This window comes from Psychrobacter sp. H25, assembly GCF_059076335.1.
In genome coordinates this window covers 1589036-1609802 of the sequence record NZ_JCACRV010000001.1, presented here as the reverse complement: position 1 = coordinate 1609802, position 20767 = coordinate 1589036, and the positions used below count along the sequence as shown (strand labels likewise).

General features: G+C 44.6%; 16 protein-coding genes and 4 tRNA genes. 14 read left to right on the top strand and 6 right to left on the bottom strand.

What is annotated here, in order from left to right; translation table 11 throughout:
• Nucleotides 1-82 precede the first annotated feature (82 nt).
• From AC5JPO_RS06465 to rimI, 12 genes are all read left to right on the top strand, one after another.
• Nucleotides 83-985, top strand: a complete 903-nt coding sequence (locus tag AC5JPO_RS06465; protein WP_493853572.1) for a hypothetical protein — start codon at nucleotides 83-85, stop codon at nucleotides 983-985.
• A gap of 205 nt (nucleotides 986-1190) precedes the next feature.
• On the top strand, nucleotides 1191-2786 hold the full coding sequence (locus AC5JPO_RS06460; RefSeq protein WP_493853571.1) for a peptide chain release factor 3: 1596 nt from the start codon (nucleotides 1191-1193) through the stop codon (nucleotides 2784-2786).
• Between the two features lie 208 nt (nucleotides 2787-2994).
• A complete protein-coding gene (locus tag AC5JPO_RS06455) occupies nucleotides 2995-3846 on the top strand; it encodes a DUF3298 and DUF4163 domain-containing protein (RefSeq protein ID WP_493853570.1) in 852 nt (283 codons plus the stop codon).
• A gap of 115 nt (nucleotides 3847-3961) precedes the next feature.
• Nucleotides 3962-5218, top strand: coding sequence for an FHA domain-containing protein (locus AC5JPO_RS06450; RefSeq protein WP_493853569.1), 1257 nt, complete (start codon nucleotides 3962-3964; stop codon nucleotides 5216-5218).
• Between the two features lie 245 nt (nucleotides 5219-5463).
• Nucleotides 5464-6960: an anthranilate synthase component I gene (gene trpE, locus AC5JPO_RS06445; protein WP_493853568.1), complete on the top strand. Its 1497-nt coding sequence runs from the start codon at nucleotides 5464-5466 to the stop codon at nucleotides 6958-6960.
• A gap of 193 nt (nucleotides 6961-7153) precedes the next feature.
• Nucleotides 7154-7229, top strand: a tRNA-Thr gene (locus tag AC5JPO_RS06440).
• A 67-nt stretch (nucleotides 7230-7296) separates the two neighbouring features.
• Nucleotides 7297-7380, top strand: a tRNA-Tyr gene (locus AC5JPO_RS06435).
• An 83-nt stretch (nucleotides 7381-7463) separates the two neighbouring features.
• Nucleotides 7464-7537: transfer RNA gene (locus tag AC5JPO_RS06430), tRNA-Gly, on the top strand.
• 104 nt (nucleotides 7538-7641) lie between these two features.
• Nucleotides 7642-7716, top strand: a tRNA-Thr gene (locus tag AC5JPO_RS06425).
• Between the two features lie 211 nt (nucleotides 7717-7927).
• A complete protein-coding gene (locus AC5JPO_RS06420; RefSeq protein ID WP_493853567.1) occupies nucleotides 7928-8245 on the top strand; it encodes a DUF6122 family protein in 318 nt (105 codons plus the stop codon).
• A 280-nt stretch (nucleotides 8246-8525) separates the two neighbouring features.
• Nucleotides 8526-9716, top strand: a complete 1191-nt coding sequence (gene tuf / locus AC5JPO_RS06415; protein WP_319050997.1) for an elongation factor Tu — start codon at nucleotides 8526-8528, stop codon at nucleotides 9714-9716.
• A gap of 164 nt (nucleotides 9717-9880) precedes the next feature.
• The gene (gene rimI, locus AC5JPO_RS06410; protein WP_493853566.1) at nucleotides 9881-10378 is read left to right on the top strand and encodes a ribosomal protein S18-alanine N-acetyltransferase; all 498 of its coding nucleotides are present in this window, start codon (nucleotides 9881-9883) and stop codon (nucleotides 10376-10378) included.
• Nucleotides 10379-10475: 97 nt separating this feature from the next.
• On the opposite strand, the gene AC5JPO_RS06405 is transcribed toward rimI, so the two are convergent.
• Genes AC5JPO_RS06405 through trxB form a run of 3 tightly spaced genes read right to left on the bottom strand, consistent with a single transcriptional unit; the run spans nucleotide 10476 to nucleotide 12779 of the window.
• The gene (locus AC5JPO_RS06405; protein ID WP_443527227.1) at nucleotides 10476-10910 is read right to left on the bottom strand and encodes a MerR family transcriptional regulator; all 435 of its coding nucleotides are present in this window, start codon (nucleotides 10908-10910) and stop codon (nucleotides 10476-10478) included.
• A gap of 33 nt (nucleotides 10911-10943) precedes the next feature.
• Nucleotides 10944-11756: a leucyl/phenylalanyl-tRNA--protein transferase gene (aat, locus tag AC5JPO_RS06400; protein WP_493853565.1), complete on the bottom strand. Its 813-nt coding sequence runs from the start codon at nucleotides 11754-11756 to the stop codon at nucleotides 10944-10946.
• Nucleotides 11757-12779: a thioredoxin-disulfide reductase gene (gene trxB, locus AC5JPO_RS06395; protein WP_493853564.1), complete on the bottom strand. Its 1023-nt coding sequence runs from the start codon at nucleotides 12777-12779 to the stop codon at nucleotides 11757-11759.
• 603 nt (nucleotides 12780-13382) lie between these two features.
• Here trxB and AC5JPO_RS06390 point away from each other — a divergent pair.
• Entirely contained in the window at nucleotides 13383-16760 is a 3378-nt protein-coding gene (locus AC5JPO_RS06390) for a DNA translocase FtsK (protein WP_493854018.1), read from the top strand.
• A 282-nt stretch (nucleotides 16761-17042) separates the two neighbouring features.
• On the top strand, nucleotides 17043-18536 hold the full coding sequence (locus AC5JPO_RS06385) for an amidase (protein WP_493853563.1): 1494 nt from the start codon (nucleotides 17043-17045) through the stop codon (nucleotides 18534-18536).
• A gap of 61 nt (nucleotides 18537-18597) precedes the next feature.
• Here the strand turns inward: AC5JPO_RS06385 and AC5JPO_RS06380 are convergent, their stop codons facing one another.
• The 3 genes from AC5JPO_RS06380 to AC5JPO_RS06370 all read right to left on the bottom strand — a co-directional run bounded on the left by AC5JPO_RS06380 (nucleotide 18598) and on the right by AC5JPO_RS06370 (nucleotide 20709).
• On the bottom strand, nucleotides 18598-19368 hold the full coding sequence (locus AC5JPO_RS06380) for a DODA-type extradiol aromatic ring-opening family dioxygenase (protein ID WP_493854017.1): 771 nt from the start codon (nucleotides 19366-19368) through the stop codon (nucleotides 18598-18600).
• Nucleotides 19369-19575: 207 nt separating this feature from the next.
• On the bottom strand, nucleotides 19576-20064 hold the full coding sequence (gene rlmH / locus AC5JPO_RS06375; RefSeq protein ID WP_493853562.1) for a 23S rRNA (pseudouridine(1915)-N(3))-methyltransferase RlmH: 489 nt from the start codon (nucleotides 20062-20064) through the stop codon (nucleotides 19576-19578).
• Between the two features lie 96 nt (nucleotides 20065-20160).
• Nucleotides 20161-20709: a DUF421 domain-containing protein gene (locus AC5JPO_RS06370; protein ID WP_493853561.1), complete on the bottom strand. Its 549-nt coding sequence runs from the start codon at nucleotides 20707-20709 to the stop codon at nucleotides 20161-20163.
• Between the last annotated feature and the right edge of the window lie 58 nt (nucleotides 20710-20767).

Sequence of the window (20767 nt, the reverse complement as noted above, 5' to 3'; positions counted from 1 at the left end):
AAATGACCAAAGCCATGTGGTTGGTCATATTAATATCATCAAATTGGGTGATAAAAAATCTAAATCATAAGGACATTGTTCGATGAATAGAGTGGTTGCGATATCTGGTGTTTTCTTCTGGACAATGCTTGCTTTGATAGGCTGCGAAGTAGATGACGGCAGTTATGGTTCTGACAGCGACAATATTACGTTGACGAGCTTTGCCAATAGTTACGATAGTAAGGCCAACGATACCGCTATTGCACGCATCGATGAAACCTATCGCACAGGCGCACGCAACATCAAAACTACCAATCTCATCAACAGTTATAGCAACCAGAGCCTAAATGATTTAGACAGAACGGTACTGGCAGATGATTTCGAAGGTCGACTCGAAAACAAAGACATCGGAGTCAATGGTCGCACGGTCAAACGCCCTATCTATGAAAAAAACAGTAATAACAAACTGGACTATCAAACCACCTATCAAACACTGGACTTGTCGGGCTTAACGACCCGCAGTTATAGCGCGGGCACGAATATCGAAGAACGCCGCGGTATTCTCACCGATTTGAGCAACTACTCAGAAATTCCATCCAATGTTGCTTTCCCTGAAGGCTCCGTTTGTTACATTCCAGTCGTGACAAGCGAGCAATCATTTTGGGCATTCAACGACAAAAATAAGACAGGATACTCGTCATTAAGTGAATGGATCGAAGCTGCCGAACGACGCTTTAGTGATGATAGAGATTATAGACTGTCTGAGTTTGACGTTGGCAAAGGGAGTAAACTAAAAGCGGCGCAAGTGATGTTCTTTGAATATAAAAATCAACCTGCCTATGAATATAGTGGTGTTGAATATGGGAAGGATATTTATGAGGCAAATTATGTCGCCAAAGGTAGTACTGACCCGAATACGGACAGTCGTTTTGACGTAGTCGATTGTACAATCGTCAATGAGGTGGCTGGCGACTTCTTAGCTGAGCAAATAGAACGCTACTACTGAGATGAATTGATGGCTATTAGTCGTGCTACTCAAGCAGGATGATCACAATTTAAAAGCCCAAAAACACGCTTTGTTTAAATAACGGAGCGTGTTTTTTTATACGCTAATTCTGCACCCTGATGCTAAATCCGCTACAATACGCTCATTATCTATTCTATTTATTTAGAGTCATTTCTAAATCACATAACTGTTGAAGCTGAAAATTATGAGCGTAGATCCAAAGAAATTAAACAAAGAAGTTGCTAAGCGCCGCACCTTTGCCATTATCTCGCATCCCGATGCTGGTAAGACCACCATGACCGAAAAACTCCTGTTGTGGGGTCAAGCGATTCAGGTAGTGGGAGAAGTAAAAGGCCGTAAGACAGATCGTCATGCAACCTCAGATTGGATGAGTATGGAGCAAGAGCGTGGTATTTCGATCACCACCTCTGTCATGCAGTTCCCGTACAAGGATCACATGGTCAACCTACTAGACACTCCAGGTCACGCCGACTTTAGTGAAGATACGTACCGTACATTGACCGCCGTAGACAGCGCCCTGATGATGGTCGATGGGGCAAAAGGTGTCGAAGAACGAACCATCAAACTGATGGAAGTGTGCCGTATGCGCGATACGCCAATCATCTCATTCGTTAATAAGCTCGATCGTCAGATTCGTGAGCCGCTTGAGCTGCTAAGTGAAATCGAAGCGGTGCTCAAGATTAAATGCGTGCCTGTTACATGGCCAATTGGTATGGGGCAGGATTTTGTTGGGGTATATCACCTTGCAGAAGACAAAACCTATCTCTACGAAAAAGGCAACGGCGGCAAAATGACCGTCTCTGAGACTCGCGAGGGCTATGACTATCCGGATATACGTGAGCGTCTTGGGCAGTTGATGTTTGATGCGTTTGAAGAGTCATTAGAGCTGGTACAAATGGCGCTAGAAGAGTTCAGTGTTGACGCGTTCTTAGCAGGTGAGATGACGCCAGTATTGTTCGGTACGGCATTGGGTAACTTCGGTGTCAATATGGTCCTTGATACCTTAGTCAAATATGCCCCGCCGCCAAAAGCCCATCCAACGACTGAGCGCGAAGTATCAGCAACCGAAACTGATTTCACAGGTTTTGTCTTTAAAATTCAGGCAAATATGGATCCGCGTCACCGTGACCGCATTGCATTCTTGCGCGTATGCTCTGGTAAGTACGAGAAGGGCATGAAGATGAAGCACGTACGTCTGGGCAAAGACGTCCGTATTGCTGATGCGCTGACCTTTTTGGCAGGTGATCGTGAAGCGTTAGAAGAGGCTTATCCGGGTGATATTATTGGTTTACATAACCATGGCACAATCTCTATCGGTGACAGCTTCACGGAAGGCGAGGAGCTGAGCTTTACTGGTATTCCTCACTTTGCGCCTGAACTGTTCCGCCGTGTGGTGTTAAAAGATCCGCTTAAATCAAAAGCATTGCAAAAAGGGTTACAGCAGCTGAGTGAAGAGGGCGCAACGCAGGTATTTATGCCGCAGATTAATAATGATTTAGTCTTGGGTGCGGTCGGTGTACTACAGTTTGAAGTGGTCGCGCATCGTCTTAAAGAAGAGTACAAAGTCCAATGTACGTTTGAGCCGGTATCGATTGCCACCGTACGCTGGATTCATTGTGATGATGACGTGGCATTAGCGAAGTTTAAGAAAAAAGCCCATGACCAGTTATCAATAGATGGTGGTGGTTATCTAACTTACCTTGCACCATCAAGGGTCAACTTACAGTTGATGCAAGACCGTTATCCAGAAATAACGTTCAGTAGTACGCGTGAGCATTAATATCATCCGTACTAAAAACACCTGTACCGCTTATTTTTCATCGATTAAGACACGCTAGCCGTGTCTTTTTTATTGTCTATCGTTTATGGTCTGATATTGGTTTTTAATGATTAGCAATACTTCATAAACACAAACAGTGTTCCTACAATACAGCGTCATTGTTACGGTAGAATGTTACGCAATGCTTTATATTTATAAAAGAAAATGTATGTCAGCGATGATTCGATTCTATTTTAATAAGTCTATGTTTCAACTGTTATTGAGTAGGGCAGCGAATATTCAGCGAATTAGTACCTTAGCAAGTGGTTTACTAATCGGCGCTATCAGTATGTCTGCAACTGCAGGTAGCATTGTCAGTACGACAGAATATCTTGATTATCAACTGCCAGAAAAAATTCAGAATATATGCGCTGAGCGTAATAATTGCCCAGAGATTGAGGTTAAATATCTCAAGAGCAGTCATAGCTGGATAGATACAACAATCAATGCACGTATTAACAATTTGGTTGTCAATAGTAAGCCAATAGAGTCAGCACCGATTAAAACACCAAGCACTCAAGCAGACGTGAATGCTGCGATTAATGACTTTGCGGCGTCGCAGTTTCAAGATATGCCTGAAGAGGTTTCGTGGGCTTATAGTTTGACGGTGACGCCTGTCTATTTAGGTCACGTCAATAACTTTGAGCTGTTTGAAATCAACTCTTATGTTTTTACTGGCGGTGCACACGGCATGCCATATAGTGAGTATTTGACGTTTGATCTAAGTACCGAAAAGCAAGTCACCCTTGATGATATGATTATTGCAGGCAAGAAGCCTCGTTTCGAAGCACTTGCGCATGATGCGTACCAGACATGGGTGAAAACGGTCGCTGACGATGTCAGTAGCTATGAGAAAAACTGGCCATTTATGTTGAGCGACAATGTGACGTTGACAGATACAGGCATTGACATTCGTTATCAGCACTATTCTATCGGTCCGTATGCTTATGGTATGCCCGTATTGAGCATTCCGTATAGTGAGCTTAATAAGGTGATAAAACCTTACTTTATACCAAAATAGACAGATAAATAACGACTACATTATGTTCTCTACTACAGATCGACCAGTTAATAACCATCAATAATAACTTGCTTAAAATCGTTTGAAAATTAATAGAAAAATAAGGAGTTACAGTATGACGAATAGTACAGATAACATGACAGCAGCAACCAATACGTGGCAGTTGAATGCATTGACAGAGGCATTGGGCGATTTAACACTGACAGTTAGTGATAGTTTGTCTGTTGGCCGTGGCAGCGACAGTGATGTCGTGCTGGGTAGCAAACAGGTATCTCGCAATCATGCTGTGCTGAGCGTACTAGACGGTCAGCTATACGTAAAAGACTTGGATTCTTCCAATGGTACTTTTATCAACGATAGACGTATCACAGGTAACGAGTCAAATGTGCTACAAGCTAACGATACGCTTGGTTTTGCAAGTTTTGTCTTTCAGGTACAAGCATCCGTTACTCCTGAAGAAAGTACAACGTTAGCACCAGCAACAGAAGAGGAGGTAATCACTGCGACAACCACTGAGACAGAAACAACCGCGGGAACTGTCGACGAGCAGAGCATAGCTAATGAGACTATCGACCAAAAATCTCTTGATAATAGACCAGTTATTGATGAGCTTGTTACTGAAGAGACTAGTATTAAAGAACAAACAAATGAGAGTCCTGTAGCAGCTACTAATGAACCAGTCGTCAAACAAACAGGTATCGAAGAGATCCTACCTAGTTCTAATACAGAGAAAGTATCATCTGTCGATACCGACCCAACTAGAGCGCCAGACACCACGATGGACAATATAGCAGACCCAGTAACAACACCTACCACTGAGGAAGTAGTTGCTGAATCAGTCTCTCCAGAGCCAGTAGTAAAAGAAACAGGTATCGAAGACGTATTATCAGCAGCAGACAGTGCAGCGCCCGCACCAATTGAAGAGACTTCAGTTGAAGCAGGCGAAACATCTGAATCAACTGTACCAACAACGCCAGAGCAGTCGACAGTAACTAATGAGAGTGCCTCGTTAGTAGAGCAGGAACCAGTGGTAGAGCAGCCAGTGGCACATAAAGAGACTGTAATACGTGAGGAGCGTGCAAACCAAATGGAACATGACAAAACAACAAAAACAGAGTTACAAGAAGAAGCTGACCCTGAAGTTTTAAAAGCCAAACAAGCAGCCAGTGCACAGTTTTCAGGTACAGCCAATTTAGGGCAGGATCGTGATCTTGGTACTGAAGGCAATAATGCAATGGATCAAGAAATCAGTAATCCAGCGCATACAGGACAAGTAGAGAAAAAAGCGAGTGGCGGCTGGTTTATATGGGTCTTCCTAGCGATTTTGATTATCGGTCTGGCGTTGTGGTTATTTAACATGGGCGGTGTTTAATCCTATTCAACCTGGATACAACTTAGCTATGGCAGCTACTCTATAGAATGAATGTTGGAGTAGGAGACTATTGAGGCTACTAAGACTAAGTTATCAGGGCTAACGAGTATTGCTGAATACTTGGTTAGCTATTTATCCAAATAATTTTTTTATAGCGCCAACATGACAACAAAATGTTGGCGCTATATTTTATTTAACAGTGTGCTGTTTTGTTTTTGCCGCCATGATGCAAAGTGAGCGTTACTATGATGACCTTCCAAGAATACCAAGCTTTCAAAGATCGTGGCTTTAGTCATGCGCCCTTGATAAAAAAACGTTTGATGGATGTACAGACCCCAGTGTCTGTCTTTTCTAAAGTGCGTGATCTAAATGGCTCTGCTTATCTGTTTGAGTCTGTAGTAGGCGGTGAACGCTGGGCGCGATACTCGATGATTGGTTTGGGTAGTGATTTGATCCTACAATATGCTGATGGCAATATGACCATCAAAAAAAATGATCATATCGATACACAAGCAGTAGTAGATCCCTTCGATTATATCCGCAAGTTGATGGCGCAGTATCAGATGCCGACGGCTGAAGATGTGCCCACTGTACCAAGTTTTAGCGGCGGCTTAGTGGGATACTTCGGCTATGATATGGTACGTATTATTGAGCCTAGTGTCGGAACATCTGATGCTCCTAATCCCATGTCGATGCCAGATATGTGGCTGATGCTGTCAATGAGCGTCATCGTATTCGATAATCTGGAAAACACCTTGTCGATAATCGTTTATGCTGACTGCCAGACTGAAGAAGGCTACAGTACAGCCATTCGTGAATTAGAAAAAATCGAAGAAAAATTGGCAGAGCCGTCGAATCTGTCTGCGCCAGTCATGCCTACGCCTACATTTACATCGCAGACAGGTAAGGATAAATACTGTAGCGACGTCAACAAAATAAAAGACTATATCGTAGCAGGCGATGTCATGCAGGTGGTCCCAGCGCAGCGATTGACTGCTGACTATACAGGTGACTCTCTAGCTGTTTATCGTGCGCTCCGCTACCTTAACCCATCGCCTTATCTGTTTTTGGTGCATGGTTATACGCTCGACGACCATAAGCGATTTGATATCATCGGCGCGTCTCCTGAAATATTATCTCGCATCGAAAATGGCAAGGTAACTGTGCGTCCGCTAGCAGGAACACGCAAGCGTGGTCAAGATGAAGCAGAGGATTTGGCATTCGAGCAGGAGCTACTTCATGACAAAAAAGAAACTGCCGAGCATTTAATGCTTATTGATCTAGGTCGTAATGATATCGGCCGCGTTTGCGAATATGGTAGTGTCAAAGTGACAGAAAAGATGTTTATTGAGCGCTACTCACAAGTGATGCATATTGCGTCCAATGTAGAAGGAACGATACAAGCTGATAAAGACGCATTGGACGTGTTCTGTGCGACTTTTCCGGCAGGTACGCTATCAGGGGCTCCTAAAATTCGAGCCATGCAAATCATTGATGAGATAGAGCCTGTGCGTCGAACGGTATTCGGCGGCTCTGTAGGCTATCTGGGCTGGAATGGCAATATGGATACCGCCATTGCGATTCGCACCGCAGTAATGCGCCGCGGCGAGATACATATCCAAGCAGGAGCAGGCGTCGTCGCTGATTCTGTACCAGAAGCTGAGTGGGATGAAACCAATGAAAAAGCACTAGCATTGGTAAAAGCCGTAAAAATGGCCTGCAATGGATTGCGTATTCGCTAACTATTCTCTTCTAATTTATCAAATACAGGTAAATCGGATACAAGATACCAAGACGACTGTATTTTTCTATTAAAAAAATAACAACGTAATCAATGGCTTGAGTATTTATATCAAAATAATTGAAAAAAAGATAAAAAAGGACTTGCGTCATTCAAAATATTTGATAGAATAGCCACCACTTTAGAGAGAACAAGCCGACTTAGCTCAGTTGGTAGAGCAACTGACTTGTAATCAGTAGGTCGCCAGTTCGATCCCGGCAGTCGGCACCATCTCTTTTAAAGTAGCTTTTTATGAATTTGTCTTAAATGAAAGTCATTTTTGTTCAAAGCACCCTAAGGTGGGATTGGGGAGCGGTCAAACCCAACAGACTGTAAATCTGTCGCGAAAGCTTCGAAGGTTCGAATCCTTCTCCCACCACCATATTTTTTAAAAGTTTGTCACAGCGCCAAGCATGCTCTGTATTTAACAACTCTCGATTAGAGTTGATATAAACAAGAGTAAATGCGGGTGTGGTATAATGGTAACACCTTAGCCTTCCAAGCTAATGACGCGGGTTCGATTCCCGCCACCCGCTCCATATATACACCATCGCAAAGCCTAATAATCAATCATCACGACAGTCAGTTATTATTGCTGTATCGTGATATTTTTTTTAGTGTAGCTCAAAGATTTTTAATATACGCTCATATAGCTCAGCGGTAGAGCACTCCCTTGGTAAGGGAGAGGTCTCGAGTTCAATTCTCGATATGAGCTCCATTTATTATCTATCTCCTTTATGCTTGTTTTGCTATTTATATATAGCTTTGCGTCGATATCGAAAATATAAAATATTGAAACATATAAAATTAGTAAGACATATAATGATTCAAAGGTGACACTGAGGTGTTGCCTTTTAGTGCTGTCAGCAGGTTAATGAATATTGGTTTTGGTGGTTTGATATCAACGCTATTAGAACTGGTAAACGAATATGCAGGCATTTATACACTATTTCTTGCATTTTGGTTTCCCTCTTTTTATTGCAATTGCGTTTTTCAGAAAAGAGTGGAAAAAAGCATATCTGATTTTGCTCGCGACCATGCTGGTGGACATAGATCACCTAATAGCGAACCCAATTTTTCAAGCAAATAGATGTAGCATTAATTTCCACCCATTACATACGTATTATGCAATGTTGGTATATGTGTTTTTGCTCTTTTTCCGTAAGCCTTTTAACATTATTGGCATTGGATTGCTTTTTCATATGTTGACGGACTTTGCGGATTGTTTGATGATGTCATCGAGCTAATACAATAGATTTGTACATCGAGACAGTTAAAAGGTCATAGCTGAGGTTGTAATGAATCAAGCGTTCTATGACACAGAGAAAAATTGGTTTGTATTGGCAGAGTTATGACTATTTAAGACAAGTCAGCGTATAATAACGGATACAAAAATTAGTTCGGAGTGCTGTTTGATTAGGAGCAGTGGTTCGTGCGGTTGATAGCTAGGTTTATGATGATTTAATTTTATTATGAGTCATTAAACAGCTTTTTATTTATCATTCACCAAAAAAAGAGGAAATACCCATGGCAAAGGCCAAGTTTGAACGTAACAAGCCACACGTCAACGTCGGAACCATCGGACACGTTGACCATGGTAAAACAACCCTTACCGCTGCAATCGCAACCGTAGCTGCAATCACCTCTGGCGGCGAAGCAAAAGACTACGCGTCTATTGACTCAGCACCAGAAGAAAAAGCACGTGGTATCACCATCAACACCTCACACGTAGAATATGACACAGACAGCCGTCACTATGCTCACGTAGATTGCCCAGGTCACGCCGATTATGTTAAAAACATGATCACTGGTGCCGCTCAGATGGACGGCGCAATCCTAGTAGTATCTGCAACTGACGGCCCTATGCCACAAACACGTGAGCACATCCTGCTTTCACGTCAGGTTGGCGTACCGTACATCATCGTATTCATGAACAAATGTGACATGGTTGATGACGAAGAACTACTAGAACTAGTAGAAATGGAAGTTCGTGAACTATTGAACGACTATGACTTCCCAGGTGATGACACGCCAATCGTTAAAGGTTCAGCTACTGAAGCCCTAAAAGGCTCAGAAGACAAATATGGCCAACCAGCCGTAGTAGAACTACTAAACGTACTAGACACCTACATCCCAGAGCCAGAGCGTGACATCGATAAAGCATTCCTAATGCCAATCGAAGACGTATTCTCAATCTCAGGTCGTGGTACCGTAGTAACCGGCCGTGTTGAATCTGGTATCGTTAAAGTTGGTGACGAGATCGAAATCGTTGGTATCCGTGACACTCAAAAAACCACCTGTACTGGTGTAGAGATGTTCCGTAAACTGCTTGACGAAGGTCGTGCAGGCGAAAACTGTGGCGTACTACTACGTGGTACTAAGCGTGAAGACGTACAACGTGGCCAAGTACTAGCTAAGCCAGGTTCAATCACGCCTCACACCAAGTTTGATGCTGAAGTGTATGTATTGTCAAAAGAAGAGGGTGGTCGTCACACACCATTCCTAAACGGCTATCGTCCACAGTTCTACTTCCGTACTACTGACGTAACTGGCGCAATCCAATTACAAGACGGTACTGAAATGGTAATGCCTGGTGATAACGTTGAGATGGGCGTAGAGCTTATCCACCCAATCGCTATGGACAAAGGTCTACGCTTCGCTATTCGTGAAGGCGGCCGTACTGTAGGCGCTGGTGTTGTTGCTAACGTATTGAACTAATCATTAAGTCTCAGTAATGAGCTTGTGAGTTAGTCATAAAAGAGCCACCCCAAATGGGGTGGCTTTTTTTGTGATAAAGAATAAATAATGTAGCTACTTACTTATATAATCTAAGCCGAATCAAATGATAAAACTAATTAAATAACAAGCATAAAAGGGCAGTCATGTTTGCGATAGAAGCGTCACCAATTAATGTAGCAGAGTCTGAGAAAATGATTCAAGCCGTAGCCAATATCGAAGCCATCGTCCAGCAGCAAGACGCTTGGAGCTACCAGACTTTGCTTGAACTGCTTGAGCAAGACAGCATTAATATGCTAATAGTCTATAAACAAGAGAAAGAAGAGTGGGCTGAAGATAAGCAAGTGATTGGATATTGTTTATATCAGATGATGTTTGAACAAGCAGAGATTTTGCGTATTGGTACGCATCCTGATTATCAACGACAAGGTATTGCTTCACAAGCTATTGATAAGCTACATAGAGTATTGCAGAGTAATCAAGTTGAAAGTTTGTTGCTAGAGGTGCGTGCAGACAATCATGCAGCGATTGCGTTATATGAGCGGCAAAACTTCGTCGTGATCCATAAGCGCAAAGGCTACTATCAATCATCACATCAGCCAGCAGTTGATGCGCTTATTATGCAGCACACTTATACCGAGTAGACTGGAGGAAATCTAGTTGATAGTCAAGATAGTAGTGTTTCTGAAGGCAAGTACGGGATATCAAGCAGAGTTATTATGATTACGGCGTTCAGCGTAGTTACTGTGAAGGTATCGTCTTTTTACAAACTTCAATATCCAGCTGATACTCACTATCTGCCTGCATCTGAACAAGAATGTCGATGCGCTCGCTCAGTAGCTCTACCATCATACTGATATTGGCTTGTTGTTTTTTGACTTGTTCTAGCTTTTGCTGAGTCAGCATGAGCTGCAAATCAATATCCAGTTGACCATCGTAATAATCGTTTAAGCTGTTTTTGATCTCGATGAGGGTGAAGCCAATAGCTTGTGCACTCTTAATCAACTCAATACGTTCGATACACTCAGGATGAAACTCCGTATACAAGCGTGACCCTGCCTGACGTTTACGTGATTTTAGCAGACCTAACTGCTCATAATGACGTACCGTGTCTTTGGTGGTATTGGCCTTCGCTGCCAGCTCTCCGATCAACAAAAATGAGATATCAAGCGCCATAAAAACCTCGTTATTGCTTAGCTACTGTCATTATCATGATATGCGTTGCCAAGGCTCTGTAGTATCAAGTCGCGTCACTGCCAATGGTTTGTGCGAGCTGTCATCCCACTGAACAAAACGATGACTTATCAGGCTATCTAACTGAGCCAGGAAATCAGTACGCGGCAGGGTGGTAGCGCCCAAGCTCATGAGGTGATCATTTGGCAATTGGCAATCGACGAGTGCCACGTGACTTTGTTCGCATAAGCGCATCAAACCCCAGAAGGCTATCTTTGAGGCATTGGACGCACGATGGAACATAGACTCGCCAAAATAAATATTGCCTATTTTTAGTCCGTAAAGTCCGCCAATCAGCTGACCTTTTTCATCCCAGACCTCAATACTGTGGGCGAAGCCTTGCGCATGTAATTTGGTATAGGCCTCAATCATCTCATCATGAATCCAAGTATGCTCGCCTTCAGGCAAGTCGTTATTAAGACCATCGCTTCGCGGTAGACTACAAGCATGTATGACCTCATCAAAAGCTTGATTGAGTGTCAACTGCCAATGCGCGCGGCTTGCTTGCTTACGTAGCGACTTACTCGGTTGATAATCAGATGGTGCTATCACACAGCGTGGCTCAGGACACCACCAAGCAATAGGTTCGTCTTCATTGAACCATGGGAATAGTCCCCGTGCATAAGCAGATATCAATGTCTCAGATGCCAGATCGCCGCCCATCGCGACAATGCCAATCCCATCAGGATCGACAGAGATAGGATTAGGAAAGTCATAACGCCCAAGACTTTTTAGAGTCTCAGGCGTGATGTATTGAGTGGTATCATCGTGCTGCGTGAAGTTATCCATTTAGTCTTCTTGATCAGCAGTTAGGGTTGATGCGTACGTATGGTCTTTTGCCGTTGCTTCACCGATAGCATCTAAGTACTTTTCAGCATCAAGTGCTGCCATACAACCTGTACCAGCAGAGGTAATAGCCTGACGATAAACATGGTCAGCGACGTCGCCAGCTGCAAATACACCCTCAATGCTGGTTTGGGTAGCGTTACCATTGAGACCACTATTGACAGTCAGATAGCCATCTTTCATGTCCAGTTGACCGGTGAATAGGTCAGTATTAGGCTTGTGACCGATCGCGACAAACATACCCATTGCGTCTAGCTGTTTGGTGCTACCGTCAATCATTGATTCGATAACGACACCATTGACGCCCATATCATCACCAACCACCTCTTTTACCTGGTAGTTCCATTCGATTTTGACGTTACCATTTTTGGCTTTCTCAAACAGCTTATCTTGTAGGATTTTTTCAGAGCGTAAGCTATCACGGCGATGCACCAAGGTGACTTCAGAAGCAATATTAGACAGATATAAAGCTTCTTCGACGGCGGTATTACCACCACCAATCACGGCGACTTTTTGGTCTTTATAGAAAAAACCATCACAAGTAGCACAAGCAGATACGCCAAGGCCTTTAAATTTGGTTTCTGAATCTAGCCCCAAATACTGTGCAGAAGCACCTGTTGAGATGATCAAGGCATCACAAGTATAGTTGCCGTTGTTACCTGACAGCTGAAATGGACGCTCGTTTAGATTGACTTCATTGATATGATCATAAACCAGTTTTGTACCGAAACGCTCAGCATGCGCCTTCATGCGTTCCATTAGTGCTGGACCTGTCAAATCATGTGCATCGCCTGGCCAGTTATCGACTTCGGTAGTGGTCGTTAATTGACCGCCTACTTCCATACCCGTAACCATAACTGGTTTAAGATTGGCACGCGCCGCATATACTGCAGCAGAGTAACCTGCAGGACCTGAGCCTAAAATAATGAGTTTTTCGTGACGTGGAGCGGTAGTGTCAGTTGCCATGAGGTGTTCCTTTCTAAAAATACGAATGAATAATGATAGTTATAAATATAGTAAAAAAATCAAAAATTATGACTAATATGGTTTTTCTAATTGCTGTGTGATAATAACATAAGGGCATAGGTCGAAAAGTGCAAGTTTGCTAAAACAAACACAGCTATCATTAGAATCAAAGCACAATAACCTTGAAATACTAGCGCTAGAAACAGCTGGTATTTTATAGCGTTTGTACTAAACCGCTAGCAGTATTCTGTTAGCAATAAATACTCTATTGGTGGACGGTTTTTTTTCACAAATAGCGTCTCGATTTACGTTCCTACACGCTTTATTTATAAGACTGTCGCCACTGTACCTATGTATTTGTTATTATAAGGAGTTATGCCGAGTGCGGTAGGGTTTGGGTGACAATGACAGTTATGCGTTCTTATGATGCTAGCGTCTTATGATAAATGCCTCCCTATCAAAAACACTCTGCGAGGTACATCTATGTCAGCACTTTATGTCAGCATGATTAGGCTTAGTCATGCGTTGGCGACCATTTAGTATTAACAACAAGGCAGATTTTACGTGATATCAGCACCGCATATTGAGTATTTAAAAAAGGGAATGTTTACCCTCCTTGGGTTAATACTAGCCGTATATCTGTTTGTCATTCTAATGACTTACACAGGCAATGATCCTAGCTGGTCGCATATCAGTAGTGATATGACAACCATCAATAATATGGGTGGTCAGACGGGTGCGTGGTTGTCCGATTTGCTCTACAGCTTTTTTGGGTTTGGTGCCTGGTGGTTTTTAGCATTTGTCGTTTATGAGTCGATTCTTATTTGGTGGGATAATAAACCCACGTTTTGGCTCATGCGACTGGTCGCTTACGTGTTTTTGTTGCTGACTGCTAGTGCATTATTTGCACAACTGGCCGCCCTGATTCAACAAGTGACCAACCCTACATCGATAGGATTTGAAGGTGTGGCTGGTGGTATTATCGGTCTTGAGTTACAAGAGCGCTTGGCACAGCTACTATCACAGTGGGGTAGTGCGGCTTTCTTGGCGGTATTTGTCGTGATTACGGCTACCTTCGCTTTCAATATTCATTGGCTCGCAATATATCAGAGAATTACGGCATTATCGTGGCTTGGCTCGGGCGTAAAGAACAAAGAGGATGTAGACGTTACTCAGCCAATCAGTGCGCCACAAGACGATAGCCACAGCGTAGATGATCAGGTTGAGCAGCAAGTAGAGCATGAACAACTGCCACTTGAGCTGCAATCAGCTGATCATACTGATAGTATTAATGAGGCAGATAACAGTAGCCGGTTCAGTAATGTGTTGTCAGATTTCTTGTCGACATCAGGGTTGGCAGACAGCGTCAAAGCCTCTATAGCGATCGCAAAAGAAGCTACTACGTCAAGCGATGAGAAAAGTGCGCCACTATACACAGCGCCAGCGACTGCCAGTGCTACGGCTGATAGCACAGCGGACCATATCGCACCATCAACAATGTCAGCTCCTACCGCGATACCTGCTCGAAAAGTCGAGCCAAGTTTTGCATGGAACGATGCTAATACGGTTGATGACCTGCTCGCGAGTGAGTATATGGTCTATGGTGCCAGCAGTATAGAGAGCTCTAGTGCGCCTGTACCCAACTATACTCAGACAGACACGGCTATAGACGTGCCCGAAGAGGAGTGGGCGTCAAACTCCAAGACGATGCCAGCTGCGCAAACAGCTGCGACTGAATCTGCTGAATATAACCAGGAGTTCGCTGATCAGCTACAAGCTAATGAGCCTGAAACAACTCAATCAAGTGATACGAGTCAAAGCGTCGATAAGTTAGCAGAGGCATGGTTGGCTGAGCATGGTGACCTATCCGAACCTGCCACAAACTTTGCAATGCAAGACTCTCAGAGTATTCAAGATACTGCTATAACGGAACAGGCTCGAGTTGAGCAAGCCGTCATTGAGCAACCTGGAGTTAAACAGTCTAAAGTTCAGGACATAATCGAAAAGCCTGCAATTGAACAACCTGTCGCTAAACAAGCGTTGCAGGAACAAATAATAGAGCCTATAACAAAGGTATCTACTAGCCCTACAAATGAGTCGTCTCTTAAGCCAGTAGCCGAGCCAGCAGAACAGCCGTATGATGAGGCATCACTATCTGTATCTGAAGAGCCGATTGCAGCAGCAATGGACGTCGCACCAACCGTGCCAGATACCTCAGATATCTCAGATATGACACCAACCAATACACCACCTGCAAACCCGAAGGCAGCACCAACGGTAGAAGCAGTCAGTCCAGTCGCAGACACACAGCCGACAACCGCAGCAAAACCATCTGTTAGTTTTGCTGTACCTGAGGGTGATAGCAGCAACCATATCACGGATATGATGCCAGAAGATGACAGTGCTGAGGATGCGAGTGCCCCAGTCATGCCGCACATTAGCGATGATTCAGCATTCAGTCAAAAATCACGCTCGATGCAAACGGCGGCCTATCGCAGCAGCCTTACGCCCATTCCAGAGGTCTCTATACTGGATAAGCCCGATCCTGACCGTAAGCCTAGCTATACCGTCGCTGAGCTTGAACAGTTGTCTGAGTTGTTAGAGATTAAGCTACAGGAGTTCAATGTAAAAGCGTCTGTCGTCAACGCTATCCCAGGGCCTGTTGTGACTCGTTTTGAGGTAGAGCTGGCTGCTGGTGTCAAAGCGAGTAAGGTAACAGGTATCTCGCGTGACTTGGCGCGTTCACTATCTATGGCGTCACTGCGTGTGGTTGAAGTAATACCGGGTAAGCCATATATCGGTATTGAAGTGCCCAATAAAAAACGTGAAATGGTACGCTTAATTGAGCTTTTAAATACAGATACCTTTAAAGACCCCAAAGCACAAATCAGTATGGCAATGGGTAAAGATATCGGTGGCAACCCTATTATCACTGATCTTGCGCGCGCGCCGCATATGCTGGTTGCTGGTACGACAGGCTCTGGTAAGTCAGTACTGGTCAACTCGATGTTGCTCTCTATGCTACTAAAGTATACGCCCAATGAGCTGCGTCTTATCTTGATTGATCCAAAGCAGCTTGAGCTTGCCAACTACAATGATATTCCGCATCTATTAACGCCGGTAGTCACTGATATGACAGAGGCGGCCAGTAGTCTATCGTGGTGTGTGGCGGAGATGGAGCGCCGCTATCAATTAATGAGCCTACTCAAAGTGCGTAAGCTCAATGAGTTCAACAAAAAGGTTATGGCAGCAGAACAATCAGGCAATCCTATGCTCGACCCACTATGGCGACCGAACGATAGCGTCAGTATCAGTCAGGCACCAAAGCTCAAAACCTTACCGATGATTGTTATTGTCGCCGATGAATTTGCGGATATGATTATGCAGGTTGGTAAACAAGCCGAAGAGCTCATTACGCGTTTGGCACAAAAATCACGGGCAGCAGGTATCCATCTAATGCTAGCCACACAGCGTCCATCCGTCGATGTTATTACTGGTTTAATCAAAGCAAACATTCCCGTGCGTGCAGCACTACGAGTCAACTCAAAAGTCGATTCACGTACGATTCTAGATAGTGGCGGTGCTGAAGACATGCTGGGTAATGGGGATATGTTGTTTTTAGGACCTGGGCAGATTGAGCCGGATCGTGTGCATGGTGCTTATGTGAGTGACGAAGAGGTCAACCGTGTCTGTGATGCATGGCGTGAGCGCGGTGCCCCTGACTATATCGACAATATGGCCGGGAACTTTGAGCTGTCTAGTCCGGGCAGCGGTAGTAGCGCTAATGCTTCTGGTGAAGACGATGACTTATACAATGATGCAGTCGCCTTTATCATGGAAACGCGTAAGGTTTCAGCCTCTAGTATCCAGCGTAAGTTTAGTATCGGCTACAACCGTGCGGCGCGTATTGTTGACTCTATGGAAGAAGCGGGGTTGGTCAGCTCTATGGGCAAAAGTGGTAAACGTGAATTATTGATATAGCATTAGGTTCAAGTTGATAACGAAAAAGCGAGTCATGAAAGTGGCTCGTTTTTTTGCTTTAAATTAGTATAGATATCTTTAAGTGGAAAGTGTTGAGGGACATTATATCTACGTCTAAATAGACGTTACTGAATGCTTCAAATGACTAATGAGTTTGTTTATCCATCATTCGTGATGGCTTTCTGTACTAAACTAAAAGAGGTATATTAGGCAAATATATACCAGTTTTAAAAAGCAATCATTCCAAAATTTACGACAGTTACTCTCCAAGGAAGGTCAGTTATGTTTAAAGAATACACTCAGTATGATGCCATAGGACTAGCGGCATTGGTCAATGCAGGTGAGGTCAGTGCAAAGGAACTGTTGGACGCCGCGGTCTATCAAGCCAATCAAGTGAACCCTAAGCTCAATGCCATCGTGCATCGTTTCGATGAGCGCGCTTACGATGCTGCGCAGGCAGGACTGCCATCTGGTGTGTTTACAGGTGTACCTTATCTGCTCAAGGACCTATCGTTTAGTTTCGCTGATGAGCCCATTACGATGGGTAGCCGTAGTGTCAATATCATTTCAGAAAAAGACAGCGAAATCGTCAAACGAATGAAGTCGACAGGCGTCAACACCTTCGGTAAGACCAATACGCCAGAGTTTGGTTTAATTATCACCACCGAGCCAAAAGCGCATGGTGTCACTCACAACCCATTTAAAAAAGGCTATAGCTCTGGTGGTTCATCAGGCGGTAGTGCCGCGGCAGTCGCGAGCGGTGTCGTACCGATGGCAGGCGGCGGCGATGGTGGTGGCTCGATACGATTTCCCTCTGCATGGTGCGGTACATTTGGATTAAAGCCAAGCCGCGGACGCAACCCAATGGGACCTAATCTTGGTGAAGGCTGGGACGGGGCAGTTGCCGATCATGTGATCACACGCTCGGTACGTGATAGTGCCGCGATGCTCGATGCCACGAGTGGTGCAGAGATTGGAGCGCCGTATGTCATTGCGCCACCAGATGGGACTTTTTTGCAGGCGGCCATGCGTGCGCCCAGACCACTCAAAATTGCGTTGCAACAGCAGCCACTGATCGCCAATACTGCCGTGGATAAAGAAGTCCTTGCTGTACTAGAGCAAACCGCCAAGCAACTAGAGTCTATGGGTCATCAGGTCGTACATGCTGAGCCAGATATCAATATCGAGCAGTTTTGGCACGACTTTATCGTAGTGGTGTGCGCACATACTGCCTTTACGATTGATAATATCGAGCGGGAGTTTGGATCTGAGCATATCAAAAACCTAGAGCCACAAACTTACAATATGGCGCTACTTGGACGCTCGTTATCGGCAGTAGATTTGGTCCATGCCAAGCATGGTTGGCATCACAGTCAATATCAAACGGGTCTGTTATTAGACACCTACGATATGATTTTGTCGCCGACAGTGCCGACGCCTGCTGTCAAACATGGTGTGCTACCACCTAGTCGCATGGACGAGATGATGATGCGTAGTGCTGGAGTGCTCAATAAAGGGTTTGATGTGGGTAGGTATGCCTTTAAGTCAGGTATGATCGAAAAATTGAGCGCCCCTGTATTAGGAAAAATGGGCTTTACGCTATTGGGCAATATTACAGGATTGCCAGCCATGTCAGTACCTGTCGGCATGAGCAAAAAAGGCTTGCCGATTGGTATGCAGCTCATTGGTCGTATGAATGATGAGGCGACCTTATTGAGCTTAGCAGGCGAGATAGAGCGCGCAGGTTTGTTCACTAAACCTGCTTTTGAAAAGTAGTTTTATGCGTTTTGATTAGATAAGTAGGCGCTCATAATAAGTAAGCGCCAATAAATAGGAGCTAATCAAAGCGATAGATATCCATGCCCAAGCTATGGTGCGCCATGCTTTGATGAACGACAGAGACGCGCTGACCGGCACCTAACGCAAAAAACAGTGGCAGCAAATGCTCGTCGCTTGGGTGAATGTCTTTGTACTCAGGGTATTGCTGCCAGTCGAGGGCAGTAGGTATATCTATCTTGAGCTGCTGGAGCAACCACTGCTTAAAGGCTTTGGCTGCTTGATCGATGCTATCGGCTTCCCAGCGCAGTGCTTGCAGGTTGTGAGTGATATTACCTGAACCAATCACAAGGATCTGCTCGTCACGTAGCTGCGCAAGCTGCGCCCCCAATTGATAGCAAGCGATACTGTCATAATACTGCGGCAAGGATACTTGGACAATAGGTACATCTGCCTCTGGGTACAGATGTCTCAGTGGCGCCCACACCCCATGGTCACAAGCGCGCATTGGGTTGACGCTACAGGTGATACCACGAGCAGTGAGCTGCTGAGCAAGTGTCTCAGCTAGCGCTGGTTGACCTGATGCAGGATACTGCAGCTCGTACAGTTCAGGCGAAAAGCCCGAGAAATCATGCCATGTCTTTGGCTGCGGGTTACTGCTAATCTCAAGCTTTGCTGATTGCCAATGTGCCGACATAATGACGATGGCACGTGGCTTCGGTAGGTTTTGTCCGATACGTGCCAGTGCGCTGGTCGTGGCAGATTGCTCAATTGCAAGTGTGGGTGCCCCATGCGAGATAAACAGTGCCGGTAGTTTGGCGGCATTAGACATTACCGCAGACGCACTGTCCCATGCCGCAGCAGAGGTAATAGGCGTCGGTGCACTATCGTGATAATGATCACGCTGTTGCGTAATTTGAGAGGCGTTGGAGGTCGCGCGTTTTGGATATTTCATGTAGCATTTATTAGGGCGCGCGCTGGTTTTTCAATCCGTTGTCTGATGGATATTTTAGAGTAAGATCGCTGTTATGGCTTTTATCTAATTACCACGGTGATAAGGATGGTTGTTATTGATACTCATCGCGCGGTATAGCTGCTCCATGAGGACAACACGAACTAGAGGATGCGGTAATGTCAGCGCCGACAAAGACCATTTTACATCTGCCTTTGCCAGTACTTCTGGTGATACCCCATCTGCACCGCCAATGACCAAGGCAATATCATTGCCCTGCTGCATGGCACCTGAGAGTTTATCTGCCAGTCCCTCGGTCGATAGCATTTTACCTTTGACATCGAGTACCCATAGCTGCTCACGGCTTGCAGCATTGTGCACGGCCAATATCGCTTGACCTTCTTGCTCACGGTACTGTGCTAGATTGGCATCTGATGGGTTCTTTGCCCGTTTTGCAGCAGCAATCTCTACAATCTCTGTGCTTAGCATCGGCTGAATACGCTTAAAGTATTCATCAAACCCTGTTTGTACCCAGTTTGGCATTTTATTACCAACGCTCAAAATTCTTACTTTCATAATACCTACCAACTTAATTATCAATAACTATCAAAATCATCACGAAAACTACTGTGTATACGACAACACGATATCTACTACGTTATCTTCAAAAACTCACATCAACGGCTTGAGCGTTTCTGATACGCTACGATCTTTACTTTGGCTATCATCGTTCTCATCAGATGGTTTTGGTTTTGGAATCACGCTGAGCTTGGCATCGGACTCAAAGACAACGGCTTCAATGTCGTCAAAATTGTTTATACCTTCGTCGCGCATCGCACATTCGATTTCTTGGCGAGTTAAACGCTCCGCGCGCATCGCCTCTGGCAAAAACTGTCCTTGATAAAACACAATCCGTGGATCGGACAAAATCACACTGCTAAATTGCGGTGAGATAGAAGCGTACTTTGTCACCAAGAACTGTAAGAGGTACAGTACTAAAATAGAGGACACCCCTTCGATGAATGGGATGTTTTTTAGCAAGATAGTACTGGCGCCCAACGAGCCAATCATGACCGTGACGATCCAATCGAAGTTATTGAGCTGTGACGTCGATCGCTTACCTGAGGCTTTGGTGACCAGTACGATTAGCACATAGACTATGACCGTTGTCAGAACAATGCGACCAAGCTTATCTATGTTATCAAAAAAGACCATTTCCATGATGTTTGCTCCTCTTATCAGATAAAACACATAACCATTAAAATCTTACTCGTTAAAG

Excerpts from the sequence above, each read along its gene's own strand:
- AC5JPO_RS06465 (WP_493853572.1), top strand. The coding sequence starts at position 83 with ATGAATAGAGTGGTTGCGATATCTGGTGTTTTCTTCTGGACAATGCTT.
- AC5JPO_RS06460 (WP_493853571.1), top strand. The coding sequence starts at position 1,191 with ATGAGCGTAGATCCAAAGAAATTAAACAAAGAAGTTGCTAAGCGCCGC.
- AC5JPO_RS06455 (WP_493853570.1), top strand. The coding sequence starts at position 2,995 with ATGTCAGCGATGATTCGATTCTATTTTAATAAGTCTATGTTTCAACTG.
- AC5JPO_RS06450 (WP_493853569.1), top strand. The coding sequence starts at position 3,962 with ATGACGAATAGTACAGATAACATGACAGCAGCAACCAATACGTGGCAG.
- trpE (WP_493853568.1), top strand. The coding sequence starts at position 5,464 with ATGATGACCTTCCAAGAATACCAAGCTTTCAAAGATCGTGGCTTTAGT.
- AC5JPO_RS06420 (WP_493853567.1), top strand. The coding sequence starts at position 7,928 with ATGCAGGCATTTATACACTATTTCTTGCATTTTGGTTTCCCTCTTTTT.
- tuf (WP_319050997.1), top strand. The coding sequence starts at position 8,526 with ATGGCAAAGGCCAAGTTTGAACGTAACAAGCCACACGTCAACGTCGGA.
- rimI (WP_493853566.1), top strand. The coding sequence starts at position 9,881 with ATGTTTGCGATAGAAGCGTCACCAATTAATGTAGCAGAGTCTGAGAAA.
- AC5JPO_RS06405 (WP_443527227.1), bottom strand. The coding sequence starts at position 10,910 with ATGGCGCTTGATATCTCATTTTTGTTGATCGGAGAGCTGGCAGCGAAG.
- aat (WP_493853565.1), bottom strand. The coding sequence starts at position 11,756 with ATGGATAACTTCACGCAGCACGATGATACCACTCAATACATCACGCCT.
- trxB (WP_493853564.1), bottom strand. The coding sequence starts at position 12,779 with ATGGCAACTGACACTACCGCTCCACGTCACGAAAAACTCATTATTTTA.
- AC5JPO_RS06390 (WP_493854018.1), top strand. The coding sequence starts at position 13,383 with ATGTTTACCCTCCTTGGGTTAATACTAGCCGTATATCTGTTTGTCATT.
- AC5JPO_RS06385 (WP_493853563.1), top strand. The coding sequence starts at position 17,043 with ATGTTTAAAGAATACACTCAGTATGATGCCATAGGACTAGCGGCATTG.
- AC5JPO_RS06380 (WP_493854017.1), bottom strand. The coding sequence starts at position 19,368 with ATGTCTAATGCCGCCAAACTACCGGCACTGTTTATCTCGCATGGGGCA.
- rlmH (WP_493853562.1), bottom strand. The coding sequence starts at position 20,064 with ATGAAAGTAAGAATTTTGAGCGTTGGTAATAAAATGCCAAACTGGGTA.
- AC5JPO_RS06370 (WP_493853561.1), bottom strand. The coding sequence starts at position 20,709 with ATGGAAATGGTCTTTTTTGATAACATAGATAAGCTTGGTCGCATTGTT.